The following is an 18,548-nucleotide window of genomic DNA, read 5'->3' as shown; positions in this document are numbered from 1 at the left end:
TCACTAGCGAAAAGGCGTTGGTCGCCGCCGGCACGTAGTAGCGAATCATCGCTTACTCACCGGCGGCCAGCGCCTCCAATTCCATCCAGCGCTCCATGGCCATCTCCAGCTCGGCCTGCTTGTCGTTCAGCGCCTGCAGAGTGGCGGTGACGCTGTCGGCGTCCTGCTGGTAGAAGCCAGGATCACCCACTCGAGACTCGAAGTCAGCCACTTCGGCCTCCAGGGTCTCGATCCGTGACGGCAGCGTATCCAGCTCGCGCTGCAGCTTGTAGGAGAGCTTGACCGCTTTCTTTGCCGCTTCGGGCTGGGATGTTTTCTTGTCCTGGGCCGGCTCGGCTGCCTGGCGCGTGGGTTCGACCCCCTGGCGGGCGGCACCTTCCCAGGGCGCTGGCGGCAGGCTGCCGCCCTGACGCACCCAGTCGGTATAGCCACCCACGTATTCGCGAACCTGGCCGTCACCCTCGAAGGCCAGCACTCCGGTCACCACGTTATCCATGAAGGCCCGGTCGTGGGAGACCAGCAGCAGCGTACCCTCGAAGTTGAGCAGGAGCTCCTCCAGGAGCTCCAGCGTCTCGACATCGAGGTCGTTGGTCGGCTCGTCGAGCACCAGCACGTTGGCCGGCTGGGTGAACAGCTTGGCCAGCAACAGGCGGTTGGATTCACCCCCCGAAAGCGCCTTGACCGGCTGGCGGGCACGCTCGGGGGTGAACAGGAAGTCCTGCAGGTAGCTGATGACATGCTTGTCCTTGCCGCCCACGGTGACCCGATCGCTGCCCTGCGCCACGTTGTCGTAGACGGTCTTTTCCGGCTCCAGGCCGGCGCGCAGCTGGTCGAAATAAGCCACCTGCAGGTTGGTTCCGAGCCGCACCTCTCCTTCGCTCGGCTCCAGTTGTCCGAGCAGTATCTTGAGCAGTGTGGTCTTGCCGGCACCGTTGCGACCGATCAGGCCAATACGGTCGCCGCGCTGTATCTCCAGGCTGAGGTCGCGGATCACCACCTCGTCGCCGAAGCGCTGGGTGACATGCTTGAGCTCGACGACCCGCTTTCCGCTGCGCTCGCCGCTGTCCACGCTGAGGTTGGCCTTGCCCTGGCGCTCGCGGCGCTGGCTGCGGTCGCGACGCAGCTGCTCCAGGGCACGTACCCGGCCCTCGTTGCGGGTGCGACGGGCCTTGATGCCCTGGCGAATCCATGCCTCCTCCTGGGCGAGCTTCTTGTCGAACTCGGCGTGCTCCCGGGCCTCGACCTCCAGCTCGTGGTTCTTCTGCTCCTGGTACTTGGCATAGTCGCCGGGGTAGCGCCCCAGGCGGCCGCGGTCGAGCTCCAGGATTGCCGTGGCCAGCTTCGACAGGAAGGCCCGGTCGTGGGTGATGAACAGCACCGATCCGGGGAAGGCGGCGAGCTGCTCCTCCAGCCAGGCGATGGTATCCAGGTCCAGGTGGTTGGTGGGCTCGTCGAGGAGCAGCAAGTCCGGCTCGGCAACCAGCGCCCGGGCCAGTGCCACGCGCCGGCGCCAGCCACCCGAGAGCGAGGCCATCTCGTCGTCGGCGGGTAGCCCGAGACGGGTCAACACCACGTCGATGCGCTGGTGGAAGGACCAGCCGTCGATGGCCTCCAGCCGGGTCTGGAGCTGGGCCATGCGGTTCATGTCCGGGTCGGGATCCTGGATCAGATGATGGTATTCGGCGAGCAGCTTGCCGGCCTGGGGCAGCCCTTCGGCCACCACATCGAAGATGGTCTCGCCGGAAGCCGCCGGCAGGTCCTGGGCCAGCACGCCGATCTTGAGTCCCGGCGCCCGCCAGATGCTGCCACCATCCGGCAGGATCTCACCGGCAATCAGCTTGAGCAGCGTCGACTTGCCGGTGCCGTTGCGGCCCACCAGCGCCAGCCGCTCGCCCCTCTCCAGCACCAGGTCGGCGCCGTCGAGCAGCACATGATTGCCATAGGCCAGTTGCAGCCGTTCCAGACGTAGCAGGGTCACTCGCACACCTCATCCAGTCATCGAGGCGGCTAGTGTAACGCATGGCCGGCTCGGCGTGGTCCTGTACAATACGATGCATTCCGGAGGCACTCGCCCCGATGCCCTGACGACAGTAGGAGTTCTGCCTTGGTTGACCCGACCGAGACCAGCGATGATTTTCTGCCCGAGGCCCTGCGGTTCCGCTCACCTGCTCCGCTGGTGGATATCGGCGCCAACCTGACCCATGAGAGCTTCGCCCGCGATCTCGACGCGGTGATCGCCCGCGCCAGGGCGGCCAACGTCACCGGCCTGATCCTGACCGGCACCGACCGTGAGCATGCCGAGCAGGCCGTAGCGCTGGCACGATGCCATGCGGGGCTTTATGCCACCGCCGGTGTCCATCCCCACGATGCCAGCCGCTGGGACGCCTCACTGCAGCAGGCGATGCGCGAGCTGCACCGGCAACCCGAAGTGGTGGCGGTAGGCGAGTGCGGGCTGGACTTCAATCGCAACTTCTCGACACCCGCAGAACAGGAGCGGGCCTTCGAGGCGCAGTTGGGCCTGGCGGTGGAGTGCGGCAAACCGCTGTTCATCCACGAACGCGACGCCGGCAAGCGCATGCGTGACATCCTGCATGCCTGGCGCGACGATCTCCCGGATGCCGTCATCCACTGCTTCACCGCCGATCGCGAGACCCTCTACGGCTACCGTGACCTCGACCTGCATATCGGCCTGACCGGCTGGATCTGCGATGAGCGCCGCGGCCATCACCTGCGCGAACTGGTCGGCGAAGTCCCCCGGGATCGACTCATGGTGGAAACCGACTGCCCCTACCTGCTGCCGCGCAATTTACCTGCCAAACTCAAGGGGAGGCGGCACGAGCCGTCACTGCTGCCCTGGATCGTGAGAGAGATCGCCCATTGGCAGGGAGTCAGCGAAGTCGAGCTGGCCCAGGCCACGTCCCAAACCGCTCGGGCCTTCTTCCGGCTGGCAGAGACCGAGGATCCCAACGTTGCTGGCACTTTCCAGCAGGAGGAGCACTGAGATGGCCGATATTCCCGGATTCATTGCCGTGGAGACCGGCGACGACAGCGACCTGCCCCTGGCCATTGCCTGGGCGCTGTCTGACGGACGCATCAAGCACACCCTGATACAGCCGGATGATGACTGGCTCGACGACGAGATGAATGCCCTGAACGGCTACAGCATGGAAGAGCTGACCAGCTTTGGCGCAAGCCCGCTGGACGTGATCCGCGAGTTGGAGAGCGACCACTTCAACGCCACCCTCTTCACCGCCGGCATCCGCGACGACGAGGCCGCCCTGGCACGCCTCTTCGACACCTACGGCATCGACCCCTTCGTCGAACTGGCACCGGCCGACAGCCTCTACCCCGCCCTGGCCGGCGGCGAGTGGAGCCGTGCCCGCAACGAGCTGTTCGGCGAGATGGGGCTCGAGCCGATGCGGCCCGAGCACGAGGTCGAGGTCATGCTGCGGCTGCACGAGCGCCTGGGCCTGGCGGAATAGCGAGCCTCAGCGCAGCAGCCAGTCACGCTGCTCAGGCATGCCCATGCAGATCAGCAGGGGGTCTTCGGCCTGTCGGGCCTGGAAGGCCTCCTTGCTGTCGAGCCCTTTCCAGCCCAGCTGAATCAGCGCCTGGGCGGTGGCACCGCCCAGCGTCGCGCCCGGCCCCGGAATGACGATACGGTCCGGCGCAAACTCCCTTACTCCGACCCGCAGGGCCGCCGTGTAGCCATAGGGCGCCACCAACTGTTCACCGAGGGTATAGTCCCACAGTGCCTGGGGAGCAGTGCTCCAGGGCGTCCAGACATGGCCACGCCCGTCGATCATCGGCACCCTGGGCACCCGGAACGGGGCGTCCGTCAGCCGCTGGCGAGCCGCCTCCCGCACCTCCTGCTGCAGCGGCGTGTGAAAGGCCGAGTGTTGATGCAGCCGCATCGGGAAACGCTCCCGGGGCGGCAGCGCCTCGGTCAGCCTGGCCAGCCCGACCTCATTGCCGCCGAAGACCAGCATGCCGCCCAGGTCGATGGAGAGGTAGAGCGCCGCGCCCTGTTCACCATGCAGCCGCTCCACCAGCCCCAGCAGGTCACGGCGTAGCGACCACTGCGGCCGCCACTGCTCGTCCACCCAGGGGTAGAGGACCTGCCCGCCGACAAGGGTCTCCTGCATCATCTGGCCCATGGTGCCGATCAGGTGGTGGGCATCCTCGGGCGTCAGGGCACCGCTGCCCGCCAGGGCGATATACCAGCCCATGGAGTTGCCGGTGACGGCGACGACTTCATAGCGCTCGGGATCGATGGCCTGCATATCGGCCAGGGCACAGGCATAGATCAGCGGCGAGGCGTGTTCACCTCTCCCATGCAGGCTCTGGCGAAAGGGAATCTCGCCGTCCAGCTCGCTGAGACTCGGCAGCCCCGCCTCGCGGCGCTGGGCATCGAAGCGGGCCAGCCACTCGCTGCCTGACGCCCGGCGCTTGAGGCTGCCCCACTCCGGGGCATTGTAGGTACCGCGGCCGGGGCAGACGAGCAATAGCCGTTCGCGTGTCACTGTCGTATTCGAGGCTGTCATTCGCTGTCGCTCCCTGCCGATACCTTGCCGCTGGACGCTGCCGCCGGCACGCCGGAGACTGCCGAATCCGACCTGCCGACGGCTCGCCGCGCCCGTTCAACGATGGCATCCGCCGAGGGCAGGGTCACCGTGGCCGCCCGCCCCAACGGAATGAAGCTGTCCTCGGCCGTCAGCCGATGCAGGCGGTGGCTTTCCATACCGCGCTCCACCAGGCCGGTGATCAGCTCTTCGCTGACCGAGCCGCTGCGGCGACACTCATCCACCACCAGCACCTGTCCGCACTCGGCAACGTGGTGATGCACGGCGTCATGGTCGATGGCGGTCAGCCAGCGCAGGTCGATAATCCGCAGGGCAATGCCTTCGGCCTCCAGACGCACGGCGGCCTGCCGGGAGAGGTAGACCCCGTTGCCGTAGGTGACGATGGCCAGGTCGCGCCCTTCGCCCCATGCACCAAGTTCACCCACGCCGAGGCGATGCTCCGGCCCCGGATCGGCGAAGCACCACTTCTGGTCCCCCTCTTCATGCAGGTCGCGGTTGTGGTAGAGGGCAATGGGCTCGAGCATGACCACGACGCGCTGCTCCTCGTCGGCAAGGCGCACCGCCTCCTGCATCAGCCCGACGGCATCGGCGGCATTGGAGGGGCACGCCACCAGCAGGCCGGGGATGTCGCGCAACACGGCGATGGCGTTGTCGTTGTGGAAATGGCCGCCGAAACCCTTCTGGTAGCCGAGCCCGGCAATGCGCACCACCATGGGATTGGTGTACTGGCCGTTGGAGAAGAAGCTGAGCGTCGCCGCCTCGCCGCGCAGTTGGTCCTCGGCATTGTGCAGGTAGGCGAGAAACTGGATCTCCAGAATCGGTACCAGGCCGTTGTGACCCAGGCCGATCCCGAGCCCGAGGATGCTCTGCTCATCGAGCAGGGTATCGATCACCCGGTGCGGGCCGAACTGGGCCTGCAGCTTCTGGGTGACGCCGTAGACGCCGCCCTTGCGGCCGATATCCTCGCCGGCCAGCACCAGGTGGGGATGGCGGCACATCAGGCGATGCAGCGACTGGTTCAACAGCTTCGCCATGGGTCCGGGGGAGGTGTCGACGTCCCCCTCCCACGGCCGCTGACGCCCTGGCCGCAGCGGCGGCACGATGCTGGCCATGACCTGCGCGGCAGTTTCGAGCCGAGGCCGGCGAATCGCCTCTTCGGCGACCCGGGCCACGCACTCCCCCACGGCCCGGTAGAGCTCGCCGATCTGCCCCTTGTCGAGCACCCCATGCCTCTGGAGCAGCCCGGCGCTGACCAGCAAGGGGTCACGCGCCTCGTCGGCCTTGATGCGCTGGGGCGTCATGTAGGCCTGCTGGGCATCCGAGCCGGCATGGCCAAACAGCCGCACGCAGCGCATGTGCAGGAACACCGGCTGCTTGCGACTGCGCGCGATACGCGCAGCCTCCCGGGCGGCGCGCCAGGTATCGAGCAGGTCGAGCCCGTCACAGCTGAGATAGTGAAAGCCGGGGCGAGCGCGCATGCTCGCCTCGATCCAGCCATCGGGCGTGAGGGTGGAGATGCCGATGCCGTTGTCCTCGCAGACCATCACCAGGGGCATGGGCGAGCCCTGGTAGGCGGCCCAGCCGGCGGCGTTGAGCGCACCCTGGGCGGTGGAGTGGTTGAACGAGGCGTCGCCGAAACTGCAGATCGCCACGCTATCGGCCGGCCATTCGCCACCGCCGCCCAGGCGTCGCCACAGGCCGAGGCCGTAGGCGGCCCCCATCGCCTTGGGCAGGTGCGAGGCGATGGTGCTGGTCTGGGGCGGAACATGCAGCGCCTTCGAACCCAGCACCTTGTGCCGGCCACCGGAGATCGGGTCGTCGGCCGAGGCAGCGAAGCTCAACAGCAGGTCCCAGAGCGGCGTCTGTCCCGGCACGCTGCGGCTGCGCTGGATCAGGAAGGCGGCGTCGCGATAATGCAGGAAGGCGGGATCGGTGTGACGAAAGGCCCGGGCAATGGCGGCATTGCCCTCGTGGCCGGCGCTGCCGATGGTATAGAAGGCCTCGCCCCGGGCCTGCAGCCGCCGGGCATGCAGGTCCAGGTGGCGGCTCATGAGCTGGGATTCGAACAGCTCGGCCAGGCCGGCGGGGCTGAGTCCGGCCTCGTCGAGCGTCCACGCCTGCTCGGGTTCGGGCCAGTCGCCGGAACGCAGGGCAGAGAAGAACAGTTTTTCCTGGGGCAGCGGGTCGGCCACGGTAGCGGGCTCCTGTCGGCATTCGCGAGAGTGAATGCCTACAGCCTAGCGCGCCTGCTTGCTAAAGGGATAATATCGATATCCTGGATCAGGTATAGGTAACCTTTATGGATGTGCGCAGCCTGCGCTACTTCATTGCGGCCTACGAGAGCGGCTCGATCAGCGCCGCCGCCCGGCGCTGCCATGTGGCCCAGCCCTCCATCTCCACGGCGCTGGCCCAGCTGGAGGAGCGGCTCGGCACGCCGCTGTTCGAGCGGCACCGTCGTGGCATCACCGCCACCGAGGAGGGGAACCGGCTCTATCCACTGGCGCGCCAGGTCAGCGAGAACCTGGACGCCATCAGCCGCCTGTTTCGCACCGACTCGCCCCCCACGCCGGTTCGTCTGGGCCTGATGCGCTCATTGGGCGCCAGCCGCATGACGACGCTGCTCAAGGAGTACATCGGCCGTGGCGACAACTTGGCCCTGACGCTGGTCAATCCGGAAGAGCGCTGCGATGCCCGCATCATCGGCGAACAGGACCTGGCCCATGGAGAGCGCTTTCAGCCGATCTGGCACGACAGCTATCGCCTGGCGCTGCCGAGCGGACACCCATTGGCCATGCAGGCGTCGATCGCGCTGGACGACCTGGATGGGCTGCCCTTCATCTGGCGCCACCCCTGCGCCGCCATGGAGCAACTCGCCGCCGCGCTGAACTCGGTGGAAGTGCGCTGCCAGATCCGGGCGCGCCTGCGCACCATCGAGTACACCCTGGGCCTGGTCGCCGCCGGGGTCGGGGTCTCCCTGGTGCCGGCCTGGCCCGAGATCCTCGCGCGACACGACGTGCAGTGCCGCCCCATCGATGGCCTGGTCATCCATCAGACCATTGGCGTCGCCTATCCGACCCACCAAACCCCACCCGCGCTGGCACCGCTGCTGGCCCTGGGCAAGGAAGCATGGGCTCAGGCCGGCAGCGACACCGGTAGCGAAGCGCGCCCTGACACGACGGCGTCGTCCAGGCTTCGCCCCTCGCGGTAGAACGCCCCCAGCGCAGCCTGGAACGCCGCCGCCCGGGGCGGCAAGCCCTCTCGTTCATAACGAGAAGCCCTCGCCTCGACCCGGGCCAGGAAGGCGGCACGGTCCACCTCCGCCTCGCCACCCAGGTTGTCGACGCTGACATTGAACTGCCGGCCGCAGGCGCGCGTGAAGAGCAACTCCAGGGCCTGGGGAGCCACCTCCGCGGCCTCGAAGGCGCGCTGCTGCTCAGCATCGCGGCCATCGGGAAGGTACCAGTAGCCGTAGTCTTCAAAGCGACGACGCCGCTCCCCGGCGATGCACCAGTGGCTGATCTCATGCAGGGCGCTGGCATAGAAGCCATGTGCGAAGATCACCCGATGAAAGGAGCAGCCGGCATCGGCCGGCCGGTAGAGCGGCTCATCGCCACCGCGCACCAGCCGCGTATTGAAAGTGTCCTGGAAGAGTCCGTCGAACAGCGCGATCACATCGTCGAGTCGGTGGGTCACGTGGGCTCCGGGTCATAGAGAAGGATTCATTATAAACACGTGGTACAGCGGGCGAAAATCACCGCCAATTGCTAACATAACCGGTTTCCTCGGTCGTTGAGACCAGGCTTTACGACGTTTTGGCGGCATTATCGCCTGCATGGAGCATGACCCTTGGCCACCTTTTTCACCCAACTCGCCGGCGTCAGCCGCAAGGAAACGCGGCCGCTGATCACCCTGGCGCTGCCGATCTGCGGCGCCCAGCTGGCCCAGGCCGGCATGAGCGTCGCCGATGTGATGATGACCGGGCGCCTCAGCGCCACCGACCTGGCGGCGGTTTCCGTGGGCTCCAGCATCTGGCTGCCACTGATGCTGTTCATGACCGGCACCCTGATGGGACTCACCCCCATCGTCGCCCAATTGCTGGGCGGCGGCACCACCGCTCGCATCCGCCCCAACGTGCACCAGGCGCTGTGGGTGGCCCTGGCACTAGGCCTGGGCGCTGCCCTGCTGCTGTGGTTCACGGTGATGCCGATCTTCCGGCTGATGGAGGTGCCTGATGAGGTGGCACGACGCTCGGCCGCCTACCTCTCCGCCGTGGCCTTCGGCATGCCCGGGGTCGCCCTGTTCCAGGCCCTGCGGGCCTTCTCCGACGGCATGAACCACACCCGCCCTGCGCTGTGGATCAGCCTGGTGGGCCTGGCCGTGAACATACCCAGCAACTATGTGCTGATCTATGGCGGCGACGGGCTCACCGAGCTGTTTGGCGAGTGGTTGCCCGCATGGGTACAGGCAATTCCTGCACTTGGCGCCTTCGGTTGCGGTATCGCCACCGCGCTCTCCATGTGGGTGATGAGCCTGGCGATGATCGCCTATACCCGGCGCTCCCGGGCCTACGGCGATGTCGAGCTCTGGTGCGACCCCGCGCCGCCGCAATGGAAACTGATCGGCGAGCTGCTCTATGTCGGCGTACCGATCGGCGTGGCGATCTTCGTCGAAGTGACGCTGTTCACCCTGATTGCACTGTTCATCGCCAGCCTCGGCGAGGTGACGGTCGCGGCACACCAGGTCGCACTCAACTACACCTCGATCCTGTTCATGCTGCCGCTGTCGCTGAGCATGGCGCTGACCGTGCGGGTCGGCAACACCCTGGGCCAGGGACGCCCCGACCATGCCCGCCTGGTGGCCTGGAACGGTATCGCCATCTGCCTGCTGGTGGCCGGGTTCAACAGCCTGGTGCTATGGTTCACCGCTGAACCGGTCATCGCCCTCTATACCCACGACGTCGGGGTGCAACGCCTGGCGGTTTCACTGGTCATATTGGCCATGGTCTATCAGGTTTCCGACTCGCTGCAGGTCAATCTGGCCGGCGCGCTGCGTGGCTACAAGGACACCCGCATCGTCATGGTGATCACGCTGGTCGCCTACTGGCTCGTCGGGCTGGGCGGCGGACACTGGCTGGGCATGCATGGCCTTGCCGGCTTGAGCGGCCCCCTCGGGGTGCACGGCTACTGGATCGGGCTGATCGCCGGCCTGACAGTGGCGGCCCTGCTGCTCGGCGAGCGACTACGGCGACTGGCCAGGGGAGTGGCGAATGGCGCAATCGAGATCCCGCGCAGCTGAGTGCTGCCTGAAGCGATGCTTGGCCGGCCTGATGACCGCGGCTTTGCTGGTCGGCTGCGGTGGTAGTGGCGAAGGTGAAGCCCTGCTGACGAGCTACCAGCGCGACCTCGCCGAGGCGCTGGGGCAGCCAGAGCCACACCCCGGAGCCCCCACCAATATCGGCGCCTTTCCCGAACGGCGCGAGCGTCTGTTCCAGATTCCCGAAACCCGCGAGGGCATGCTCGATGTCTACGCCCTGCGAGAATGTCATATCACCTCGCTGGTGGCTGCCAGGAACAATCAGCTAGGCCGAGTCGCTCCACCCAGCCAGCGCTGGATCTACGAACTGGAGCTCTGGCGACGCCTGCACGCCTGCTGGCACAGCGACGTGCCAGAGGCACTTTCCGAGAATAACCGTGACCGCCTGGCACGACTCACCATTGCCAAGACCGAGCAGTTGCCACTGGTCAGCTGGAATACCCTGTTCGACTCCGATGAGTGGACCGGCAGCTTCTCCCGGGCCAGCTCTCCTCTGGAACCCGATTCACGTGACGCCATCGATGAGCAATTGTCAGCCATCGAGTGGCTGCAAGCCGCCACGCTGAACCAGTTCAGCCAGGAGTGGCAGCATGCGTCGTCAACCCTTGAGGGGCACCTCGACACCCTTCGCCGCCGGCCGCTGACAGCAGAAGTGCTGCGGGCTCTAATGCTGGCTCAGCAGCGCCTCGGTGAAGCCAATGCGCTGCTGGAAGCCAGCCTGGCCGATACAGCAAGCTGCCAGAGATTGACTATGCGCGGCTCCGACCTGAAGTCGCTGTTCCAGCAGAAGCCGGCAATCGAATGGCTGGACGACCTCGAAGCACAAGCCAATCACTGGCTGGGCGCCATCGAGGCACTGCTGGAAAGCCATGTCACCCCTCCCGAAGCCGTCGCCCTCTACCGTGACCGCTGGCTGTCGCTGGACAATCCCGAAGCGCCTTTTCCTGCCTTGCTCGCGACACGCAACGCGCATCAACGTTACTGGCAGGCGCTCGCTGAGCGCTGTAAGTGAAAAACCTTTCGTCAGGCTTAACTTACACGGTGACTCTGTGATATTGGTGGGAACAAGTAGGTAGGTGTGGATCCCGTCAGCCTTGCCGCAGCCGTGACACTTTACAGCTCGGCCCATGCAGAATCTGGAGGGAGATCATGGGTATGACAATGTCACCCCGCCCTGCCCGGGTCATCGACCTGGAAACGATGCGCCAGAAACAGCTGGCCAAGCGACGCCTGATACGCCTCTCTCCAGAGCTCGACGGCCTGGAGATGATCTATCGTCTCGCCTCCGACCCCGACTCCTTCTACGGCATGCCGATACTCGCTTGGGGCCTTCGCGAGGATGGCGAGGTGGTGGGCCTGGTCCCATGGATGGAGGCGCTCACGCCCTGTCATTATATTGACGACGCCGAGCATGGCAGTTTCGTGGGTTACCGAGATCCGGAAACCGAGGAACTGATGGAGACGGCCCCGCCTCACAAGGTATACGAACTGGAGCATGCCGCCGCCTACTTCGATTACGAAGAGACCCGTGACATCACCCTCATCCAGCAGCTTCCAGACACCCTTGGCACCCATGCCCTATGCGTCGATGACGACCATGGCCCGTGGCAGCTTAAGCAGGTATTCGGCTGGCGCCTATACAGTGACGGTAACGTCGAGGCCCTGCTGGCCGATGAAAAACTGATCGAGTCTACCCCCGTGCTTCCGGGAGACCCCTGCCTTTACCCCGGCCACAGCCGCCACCGAATGGTGTACTTCTTTCAGCGCAGCATCGCCAGTCGCATCCGCGAGCAGGACCCCGGCACCCTGGAAGCCCTGGCACTGATGGTAATACCCGAAGCGTCGGCGACCTCCGGCTGAGACGAACAGCCATACGCCATCCCCTACCCAGCCCCCAGCCAGACCCTGTACAAGAGCCATTTAGCACAGGCGCTTTTCCTACAAGGTCTGGCGATACATCAGCCTAAGCGGATAAAGTAGAGGTAACGTTCGCCCGACTCCTGCTGAGCCAGCAGCTCATGTCCAAGAAAGCTGCAGAACTTCGGCACGTCCCGGGTAGTGGCCGGATCAGTGGCCACCACCTTGAGTACCTCGCCGGACTGCATGTCACGGACTTTGTTGTGCATCAGCATGACGGGTTCCGGGCAGTAGAGACCGCTAGTGTCCAGTTCAGCCTGAAAATCCGGCGGCGAGTCGGCAGTATCAACCATCGATTGACCTCGGTGTAGGGAGCCAGCTTAGATGATCAAGATCATTATCGAACGTCGCATCATGCCCGGCCTGGAAGAAGAATATGAGGAGGCCGCCCGTGAGGCCATCCGCTGGTCCTTGGGAGCCAGGGGCTTCGTGGGCGGCGAGACGCTCATGGAACTCGGGCACAGTGACAGACGCCTGATGATCACCAAATGGCGCGACCTTCGTGCATGGAAGGAGTGGTATAACAGCGAAGAGCGCTCCAGGGTCATGCAGCGCATCTGGCCGTTGCTGACCGAGGATGAATCCATCCGCATCTACGAACCGTCCTACTAGACCCGTCGCCCCGGACCGCTTTCAACTCATCCGACTGATTCTATCATCAACCGTCGTTGCCGATGGAATCAGTCCAGCAACCTGACGTGAACGGTGACCTCTTCTCGATCATGATAAAGATGCCGGCAGCGTATCTCAGCCCGAACGCCGGCTTCAGACAGCGACGCTTCCAGCCCCGACAGGCACCGCGACACCTCCTCCCAGCGACGTTTCATCGGCAGCTTCAGGTTGAATACCGCCTCCCGACACCAGCGTTGCACAAGCCAGCGCTGCACCATGGCAGTGACCCGTGAAGGCTTGTCGACGATATCGCACACCAGCCAGTCGAGCCGCTCCGGAGGCTGCCAGACAAAGCCATCCTCGCGCAGGTGCTCCACCAGTCCCGAAGCCATCAAGGCCTTGTCCATCGGTCCGTTGTCGATGGCAAAGACGTTCATGCCTCGCGCGACCAATTGCCAGGTCCAGCCACCCGGTGCCGCGCCAAGGTCGGCGGCCTGCATGCCCTCCGCCAACCGCTCATCCCACTGATCACGCGGCACGAACTCATGCCAGGCCTCCTCCAGCTTGAGGGTCGAGCGACTTGGCGCAGCATGTGGAAAACGCAGCCGACGAATACCACCCGGGAGTTCGCTGCGATTGCCAGGGAAGCTCATCCCCAACTGCACCCGATCGCCATCGCTCCACAACAGGTGAAGCCTCCGACCGGCAGCCTTGCGGCGCAGCGCCCCGCGCTTCTTCAGCATCGACTCGAGGGGACGTGTCAGCGCCTTGATCAGCCCCGAGAGTGCCTTGCCGTCATTGGTATCGGGCGTTTCATGCCAGATGGAATCGAAGTTCCAGCCACTCGCCACCACCTGTTCGATGATCGGCGACAGACGGTTCTCCCGTGATAGCGTCAGTCCCGGAAGCGCAACCAGGCTCTGCCGCGCAAATATCAACCCCTCCAATGGCAGTTCACGCTGGAGCAGGTTGACGGGGCGTGCGTCCGACACATGAAAGCAGACGTACCCGGCCTGAGGGTCGTATTCCGCCTGCCCGGACCACCCAAGTCCCCTGGCGCGGGAATCGATTTCAGCCGCCAGGTCAGCTTCGAAACCGGGGCGACAATAGAACAGCATCCGATCGGGTAGCTGGGACTTTTCTACCGCTTGAACTTGCTGCGTCAAGGGACCTCCTTCGGCTTGTCTTGCGAGGTGCGCCCGCTACGGCTCTGCCTGCCACCCAGCGCCTCGATATCCTGTAGCTGTACGTTCAGCGCATTCGTTGAAATTGTAACTTCCCAGAGTGAGTAGACCAGGGACACGGACAGCGTGACCAGGCTCGCCCCGAACAGAATCATGCCCAGCAGTTCTAGCGAGAGGAAAAGGGCAAACATCGACAGGGTGCAAAGCAGAAAACTCAGCACACCAGCAACCTGCATGCGCTTGGTCAGTGAGATTCTTCTGCGCAGCAGCAGAATCTGGCGTGTCGTAGCGTCCTGGTGAAGGCTGCGCTCTTCCTCCGCCAACTTGCGGATCAGCTGCGCCAGTACCAGAAATCGATTGGTATAGGCCAGCAGCAGCAGCGAAATGGCAGGAAACAGCAGGGCCGGTGTGGTCAGGGTCACGGTTCCGGAACTCCGCTTTATTCAAGGAAATACATGATACCAGCCAACCGTCGGGCAGGGTTGCGAAGAGGCGCATCGTTTATTTGTCGTTTATGAACCATTCTTAGTGATCGATATTGGTGCATAAGATAGGTCCTTTTTAAAGGCTTTTCGACTCATATCTATGTCTAATCTCAGCATGACCCATACAGTTGCTGCATAATGGTGCATTGGATTATAGTGACCACAATCCACTTTCAATCAGGAAGCCTCATGACCTACGTTCACGATACCCTTGAGGGTCTCAGGAAAAGCAGCCCGGCCCAAGGTGAGTTCTATCAGGCCGCCGAAGAAGTTCTCGAATGCCTGCGCCCACTGCTTGATGCGGTGCCTCGTTACCATCAGCACAGCATCATCGAGCGCATCGTCGAGCCGGAGCGCCAGATCATGTTTCGGGTCAGCTGGGTCGACGATGGCGGCAAGGTACAGGTCAACAAGGGCTATCGGATCCAGTTCAATTCTGCCCTGGGGCCCTACAAGGGTGGCCTGCGATTCCATCCCAGCGTCAATGCCAGCATCATCAAGTTCCTGGGCTTTGAGCAGATCTTCAAGAACGCCCTGACCGGCCTGCCGATTGGTGGAGGCAAAGGTGGCTCCAACTTCGACCCTAAGGGCAAGTCCGACGGCGAGATCATGCGCTTCTGCCAGGCCTTCATGACCGAACTATATCGCCACATCGGGCCCACCACAGACGTACCGGCTGGCGACATCGGCGTTGGCGCTCGAGAGATTGGCTACCTATACGGTCAATACAAGCGCCTTACTGGACGCTACGAAGGCATTCTCACCGGCAAGGGGCTGAACTGGGGCGGGTCCCTGGGTCGCAAGGAAGCTACCGGCTATGGTGCGGTCTACTTTGCTCAGAACATGCTCGAAGCACAGGGCGACAGCATCATGGGCAAGACCTGCCTGGTATCGGGTGCCGGCAACGTGGCCACCTACACCATCGAGAAGCTCTATCAGCTCGGCGCCCGGCCAGTCACCTGCTCCGATTCCCGGGGCACCATCCACCATCCGGAAGGCATTAACCTGGATACCCTCAAGCTGCTCAAGGAAGTCAAGCGCGCCTCATTGCGTGAATATGTCGAACATCATCCGGAGGCGCACTATATCGACGCCCAGGACTATCCCTCCGACGGACATGCGGTATGGCGCCTCAAGGGCGATGTCGCCTTCCCGAGCGCTACTCAGAACGAGGTAACGGAAGCAGATGCCCGAGCCTTGCTCGAGAACGGCATCCATTGCATCAGCGAAGGCTCCAACATGGCCTCAACCGCCTCAGCAGTCGATCGCTTTCTCGAAGCAAGAATCGCTTACGGACCCGGCAAGGCTGCCAATGCCGGCGGCGTGGCCACCAGCCAGCTGGAGATGGCTCAAAACAGCAGCATGCAGCAGTGGACACTGGAGAAGGTCGACACCAAGCTCCAGGCCATCATGGCCGATATCCACAAGCAGTGTGCCGATACTGCCGCGGAGTTTGATGAGCCAACGAACCTGGTGCTTGGTGCCAACATTGCAGGCTTCCGCAAGGTAGCCGATGCCATGATCGAACAGGGCGTAGTCTAGACACAGCTACCAACACCCCCTCTCTATAACCCGGCGCCATTGGCGCCGGTTTTTTTGCACCCCTCACAGCCGACGGCCAAGCGAAGAAAGTGAGAACAACTCGCACGTGTTACATGGGCGCATGTGTCAGATAACACCACTTTTTCAACCCTGTGCCGGACACCAGCCGATCCGCAAGTAAATCCATAAGAACCTGATATCTAGTGTTTTTTTATATTATTGGCAGAACTGGCCCGTAGTCTGCATTCCTCAGAGTGAGCAAGACGAGCGGGTTGAGCTTTCGATCAAGGCTATTTAGGTCACTCTTCACCGCCATGACGAACGAAGCCCCAGGCTTCACCAGGCACTTCAAGTCAGACTCCAATGGAGGTATGCACATGATGTCCAAGGAATTCCTCAAGAAGCTCGGTATTGTTGGTATCACTTTTGGTCTTGCAGCCAGCCCGCTGGCATTTGCCGACTTCCATGATGAGGAAGAAGGTCAAGAGCCTGTACCACAGGAAACTGCTCCTGAGGGCGAAGCCGATGACGGCTTTGGCGCCGGCGCTGACACCGAGTATGAGAACGAAGAGGAAGAGTGGGACGCCGAGGAGTGGGAAGAAGAGAATGAAGAGGAAGAGTGGGAAGTCGAAGACGAGGATGACGATCAGGAATGGTAATACCTGATAGCCCTCACGGACGCTCTACTCTACCCAGGGACGGGTAACCAATCACCACCAGGTTGGTTTACGAAGATCACCTCCGGCATTGCCGGAGGTGATTTCGTTTTACCTGATTACTCACCTTGATCAGCCATCGGGCCAATCTTGAGCCACACTGAAAGAGTTCGGATGGTCAAGACGTTATAAATCGTCCCCCCTTACCGATTTTCTCCACCAACGTTGCCACGCCGCTGTAGGAGTAGCTTCAACTCACGACTGGAGGCCGCAGGCCTCCCGGCGGTGTTGCCGGTATTCGCGACGACAGCCAACCTTTCAGCCTCCGCCGAGGCGCCTATCGGCGCCAGTCGCGATGGGAACCAGCGCTCCAACAGCGGCTTTCTCCACCAACGTTGCCACGCCGCTGTAGGAAATGGGATGGACCCGTCCCTCCTTGTGCCAAGATGAGTTTGCAACGCCATCTGGGTGCATGGGGCACCACACGGCATCTTGAAGAGAGGGTCCATCCATGAATCACATTAGCATCGTCGGGATTGATCTTGCCAAGCGTGTCTTTCAACTTCATGCAGTCGATCCCAAAGGCCGCCAGATATTCAGCAAGAAGGTGTCTCGCTCGGGCTTACGCCTGACGCTGGCCCAGGTACCTCCCTGCCGCGTCGCCATGGAGGCATGCGGCGGTGCCCACTACTGGGCAAGGGAGATCCAGGCCCTGGGGCATGAGGTCCAATTGATCCCTCCCCAGTACGTGAAGCCCTTTGTGCTGGGCCACAAGAGCGATGCCCGGGATGCCCGCGCGATCGCCGAGGCAGCGGCCCGCGATGCCACGCCACGGGTGGCGCCCAAGACACTGGAACAGCAGGCGCTGCAAGCCATGCATCGCGTGCGCTCCCGGGCGATTGCCAACCGCACGGCCCTGGGCAATGAGCTGCATGGCTTGCTCGCCGAAATGGGCATCTGCGTGGCGAAGGGTCACTCGGTGTTTCGCCAGGGTGAGGTCCGGCGCTTACTCGCCGAGCACCGGGCCCAGCTCGGCGACGACCTCTTCGTGGTGCTGGATGATGTTCTGGATCAGTGGCTCTCGCTGGATGCGCGCATTCATGCCTACGATCAGCGCCTGGCACGGCTGGCCAGGGCGACGCCGGTGTGTCGACGCCTGATGAGCGTGCCCGGCATCGGGCCGGTCAATGCGACGTTGCTGGCCAGCCATATCGGTGATCCGAAACGGTTTGCCAATGGCCGATCCTTCAGCGCCTCGATTGGCCTGGTGCCACGCCAGCACTCGAGCGGCGGCAAGGAACGACTGATGAGCATCTCCAAGCGGGGCAACGGCGAGGTGCGTCGGCAACTCGTGCATGGGGCCCGAGCGGCCTTACGCGCCTTTCAGTGCCAGCAGCAGCCGGATCGACTGGCTCGCTGGGCATGCGCCCTGGCGGCACGGCGTGGGGCGGCCAAGGCCACTGTCGCCCTGGCAAACAAGCTGGGCAGGATCTGCTGGGCGGTCATGGTGCGAGATACCGCCTACGCGACCACCCCGTAATGCGATGACGCGATGACATAGTCACGATTTTTCCCCGAGGTTGCGCAGGTACGAACGTAGATGGCAGGACAGGTCAGACCGGCTCTCCGCCACGCTGTGAAGCTATATGGCCCGATGTTGAGGCCGAGTAGGAGATCAGCTCGGAGAGCGCGCATCCCATCATGGCCAGGCACCGATGACGTGCCGCTAACAGGCCGGATATAAGCGTGCAGTCTCACCCCCCGCCGATACGTTTCGGGCTTGCACAACGGGACGGGTCCATATAAGTAGCTTCAGCTCACGACTGGAGGCCGCAGGCCTCCCGGCGGTGTTGCCGGTATTCGCGACGACAGCCAACCTTTCAGCCCCGCCGAGGTGCCTGCTGAGTCTTATGCCTAATCAGGTAGTTTTATGCAGAGCAATATAGAAAAAACCCCGAGCTCTTTCGAACTCGGGGTTTTTGGAATAGGTGCCTGACTATGTTCGGGCCGGCCATCCGGCGGGCGGCGCTCCGCTACTCTCCATGGGAGACCCCAAAATGGCGAAGCCCCGACCAATGGCCGGGGCTTCTGAATAAATGCCTGACGATTACCCGGGCGGCGCTCCGCTACTCTCGCATGGGGGTGAGACCGCCCGGCCTTTCGCGGCACCGCCGCGAGGGCGGTCGAACGCCCCGAGCCGGCGAGGGGCCGGCCCGCGGAGCGGCCCCACATATAAAGAGCGGGTCTCCCCATGCC

17 protein-coding genes are annotated in these 18,548 nt (G+C 63.6%); 10 read left to right on the top strand and 7 right to left on the bottom strand.

What is annotated here, in order from left to right; genetic code table 11:
• Positions 1-52: 52 nt before the first annotated feature.
• Positions 53-1,978, bottom strand: coding sequence for an ATP-binding cassette domain-containing protein (locus tag KZO25_RS01060; protein WP_223135565.1), 1,926 nt, complete (start codon positions 1,976-1,978; stop codon positions 53-55).
• 126 nt (positions 1,979-2,104) lie between these two features.
• Here KZO25_RS01060 and KZO25_RS01055 point away from each other — a divergent pair, with 126 nt between their 5' ends.
• Entirely contained in the window at positions 2,105-3,001 is an 897-nt protein-coding gene (locus KZO25_RS01055) for a TatD family hydrolase (protein WP_223135564.1), read from the top strand.
• A gap of 1 nt (position 3,002) precedes the next feature.
• Positions 3,003-3,482 carry a hypothetical protein gene (locus KZO25_RS01050; RefSeq protein WP_223135563.1) on the top strand — a complete coding sequence of 160 codons (480 nt, stop codon included), beginning with the start codon at positions 3,003-3,005 and terminating at the stop codon, positions 3,480-3,482.
• A gap of 6 nt (positions 3,483-3,488) precedes the next feature.
• Here KZO25_RS01050 and KZO25_RS01045 read toward each other — a convergent pair whose 3' ends face one another.
• Together KZO25_RS01045 and KZO25_RS01040 are read right to left on the bottom strand one after the other, a co-directional pair.
• Positions 3,489-4,544 carry an ACP S-malonyltransferase gene (locus KZO25_RS01045; protein ID WP_223135562.1) on the bottom strand — a complete coding sequence of 352 codons (1,056 nt, stop codon included), beginning with the start codon at positions 4,542-4,544 and terminating at the stop codon, positions 3,489-3,491.
• Positions 4,541-6,775 carry a thiamine pyrophosphate-dependent enzyme gene (locus KZO25_RS01040; RefSeq protein WP_316935338.1) on the bottom strand — a complete coding sequence of 745 codons (2,235 nt, stop codon included), beginning with the start codon at positions 6,773-6,775 and terminating at the stop codon, positions 4,541-4,543. Before KZO25_RS01040 ends, KZO25_RS01045 begins: the two co-directional genes overlap by 4 nt.
• Positions 6,776-6,882: 107 nt before the next feature.
• Between KZO25_RS01040 and KZO25_RS01035 the strand changes: the two genes are divergently transcribed.
• On the top strand, positions 6,883-7,791 hold the full coding sequence (locus tag KZO25_RS01035; RefSeq protein WP_223135561.1) for a LysR family transcriptional regulator: 909 nt from the start codon (positions 6,883-6,885) through the stop codon (positions 7,789-7,791).
• Here KZO25_RS01035 and KZO25_RS01030 read toward each other — a convergent pair.
• Positions 7,716-8,276, bottom strand: coding sequence for an elongation factor P hydroxylase (locus KZO25_RS01030; protein ID WP_223135560.1), 561 nt, complete (start codon positions 8,274-8,276; stop codon positions 7,716-7,718). The genes KZO25_RS01035 and KZO25_RS01030 overlap by 76 nt on opposite strands.
• Positions 8,277-8,429: 153 nt before the next feature.
• On the opposite strand from KZO25_RS01030, the gene KZO25_RS01025 reads away from it, so the two are divergent.
• The 3 genes from KZO25_RS01025 (at position 8,430) to KZO25_RS01015 (ending at position 11,756) form a co-directional block, all read left to right on the top strand.
• Entirely contained in the window at positions 8,430-9,878 is a 1,449-nt protein-coding gene (locus tag KZO25_RS01025) for an MATE family efflux transporter (RefSeq protein ID WP_223135559.1), read from the top strand.
• A 31-nt stretch (positions 9,879-9,909) separates the two neighbouring features.
• The gene (locus tag KZO25_RS01020) at positions 9,910-10,908 is read left to right on the top strand and encodes a DUF3080 domain-containing protein (protein WP_262488780.1); all 999 of its coding nucleotides are present in this window, start codon (positions 9,910-9,912) and stop codon (positions 10,906-10,908) included.
• 137 nt (positions 10,909-11,045) lie between these two features.
• Positions 11,046-11,756: a hypothetical protein gene (locus KZO25_RS01015; protein WP_066451199.1), complete on the top strand. Its 711-nt coding sequence runs from the start codon at positions 11,046-11,048 to the stop codon at positions 11,754-11,756.
• A 98-nt stretch (positions 11,757-11,854) separates the two neighbouring features.
• Here KZO25_RS01015 and tusA read toward each other — a convergent pair whose 3' ends face one another.
• Complete coding sequence (gene tusA, locus KZO25_RS01010; protein WP_066451194.1) at positions 11,855-12,106, bottom strand: sulfurtransferase TusA; 252 nt, start codon at positions 12,104-12,106, stop codon at positions 11,855-11,857.
• Positions 12,107-12,137: 31 nt separating this feature from the next.
• On the opposite strand from tusA, the gene KZO25_RS01005 reads away from it, so the two are divergent.
• On the top strand, positions 12,138-12,425 hold the full coding sequence (locus tag KZO25_RS01005) for an antibiotic biosynthesis monooxygenase family protein (protein WP_043512077.1): 288 nt from the start codon (positions 12,138-12,140) through the stop codon (positions 12,423-12,425).
• A gap of 68 nt (positions 12,426-12,493) precedes the next feature.
• Here KZO25_RS01005 and rlmM read toward each other — a convergent pair whose 3' ends face one another.
• Entirely contained in the window at positions 12,494-13,543 is a 1,050-nt protein-coding gene (gene rlmM / locus KZO25_RS01000; protein WP_223135810.1) for a 23S rRNA (cytidine(2498)-2'-O)-methyltransferase RlmM, read from the bottom strand.
• 44 nt (positions 13,544-13,587) lie between these two features.
• Positions 13,588-14,031, bottom strand: a complete 444-nt coding sequence (locus tag KZO25_RS00995; RefSeq protein ID WP_066443339.1) for a DUF2721 domain-containing protein — start codon at positions 14,029-14,031, stop codon at positions 13,588-13,590.
• A gap of 252 nt (positions 14,032-14,283) precedes the next feature.
• Here KZO25_RS00995 and gdhA point away from each other — a divergent pair, with 252 nt between their 5' ends.
• From gdhA to KZO25_RS00980, 3 genes are all read left to right on the top strand, one after another.
• Positions 14,284-15,636, top strand: a complete 1,353-nt coding sequence (gene gdhA, locus KZO25_RS00990; RefSeq protein ID WP_066443337.1) for an NADP-specific glutamate dehydrogenase — start codon at positions 14,284-14,286, stop codon at positions 15,634-15,636.
• 377 nt (positions 15,637-16,013) lie between these two features.
• Complete coding sequence (locus KZO25_RS00985; protein ID WP_223135557.1) at positions 16,014-16,295, top strand: hypothetical protein; 282 nt, start codon at positions 16,014-16,016, stop codon at positions 16,293-16,295.
• A 508-nt stretch (positions 16,296-16,803) separates the two neighbouring features.
• Positions 16,804-17,832, top strand: coding sequence for an IS110 family transposase (locus tag KZO25_RS00980; protein ID WP_223135556.1), 1,029 nt, complete (start codon positions 16,804-16,806; stop codon positions 17,830-17,832).
• The last annotated feature ends 716 nt before the right edge of the window (positions 17,833-18,548 follow it).

Origin of the sequence: Halomonas sp. ANAO-440 (genome assembly GCF_019915905.1) — a bacterium.
Lineage (GTDB): Bacteria > Pseudomonadota > Gammaproteobacteria > Pseudomonadales > Halomonadaceae > Halomonas > Halomonas chromatireducens.
Note: the sequence above shows the minus strand (reverse complement) of the source record. Positions and strands in the feature narration are given on the sequence as shown.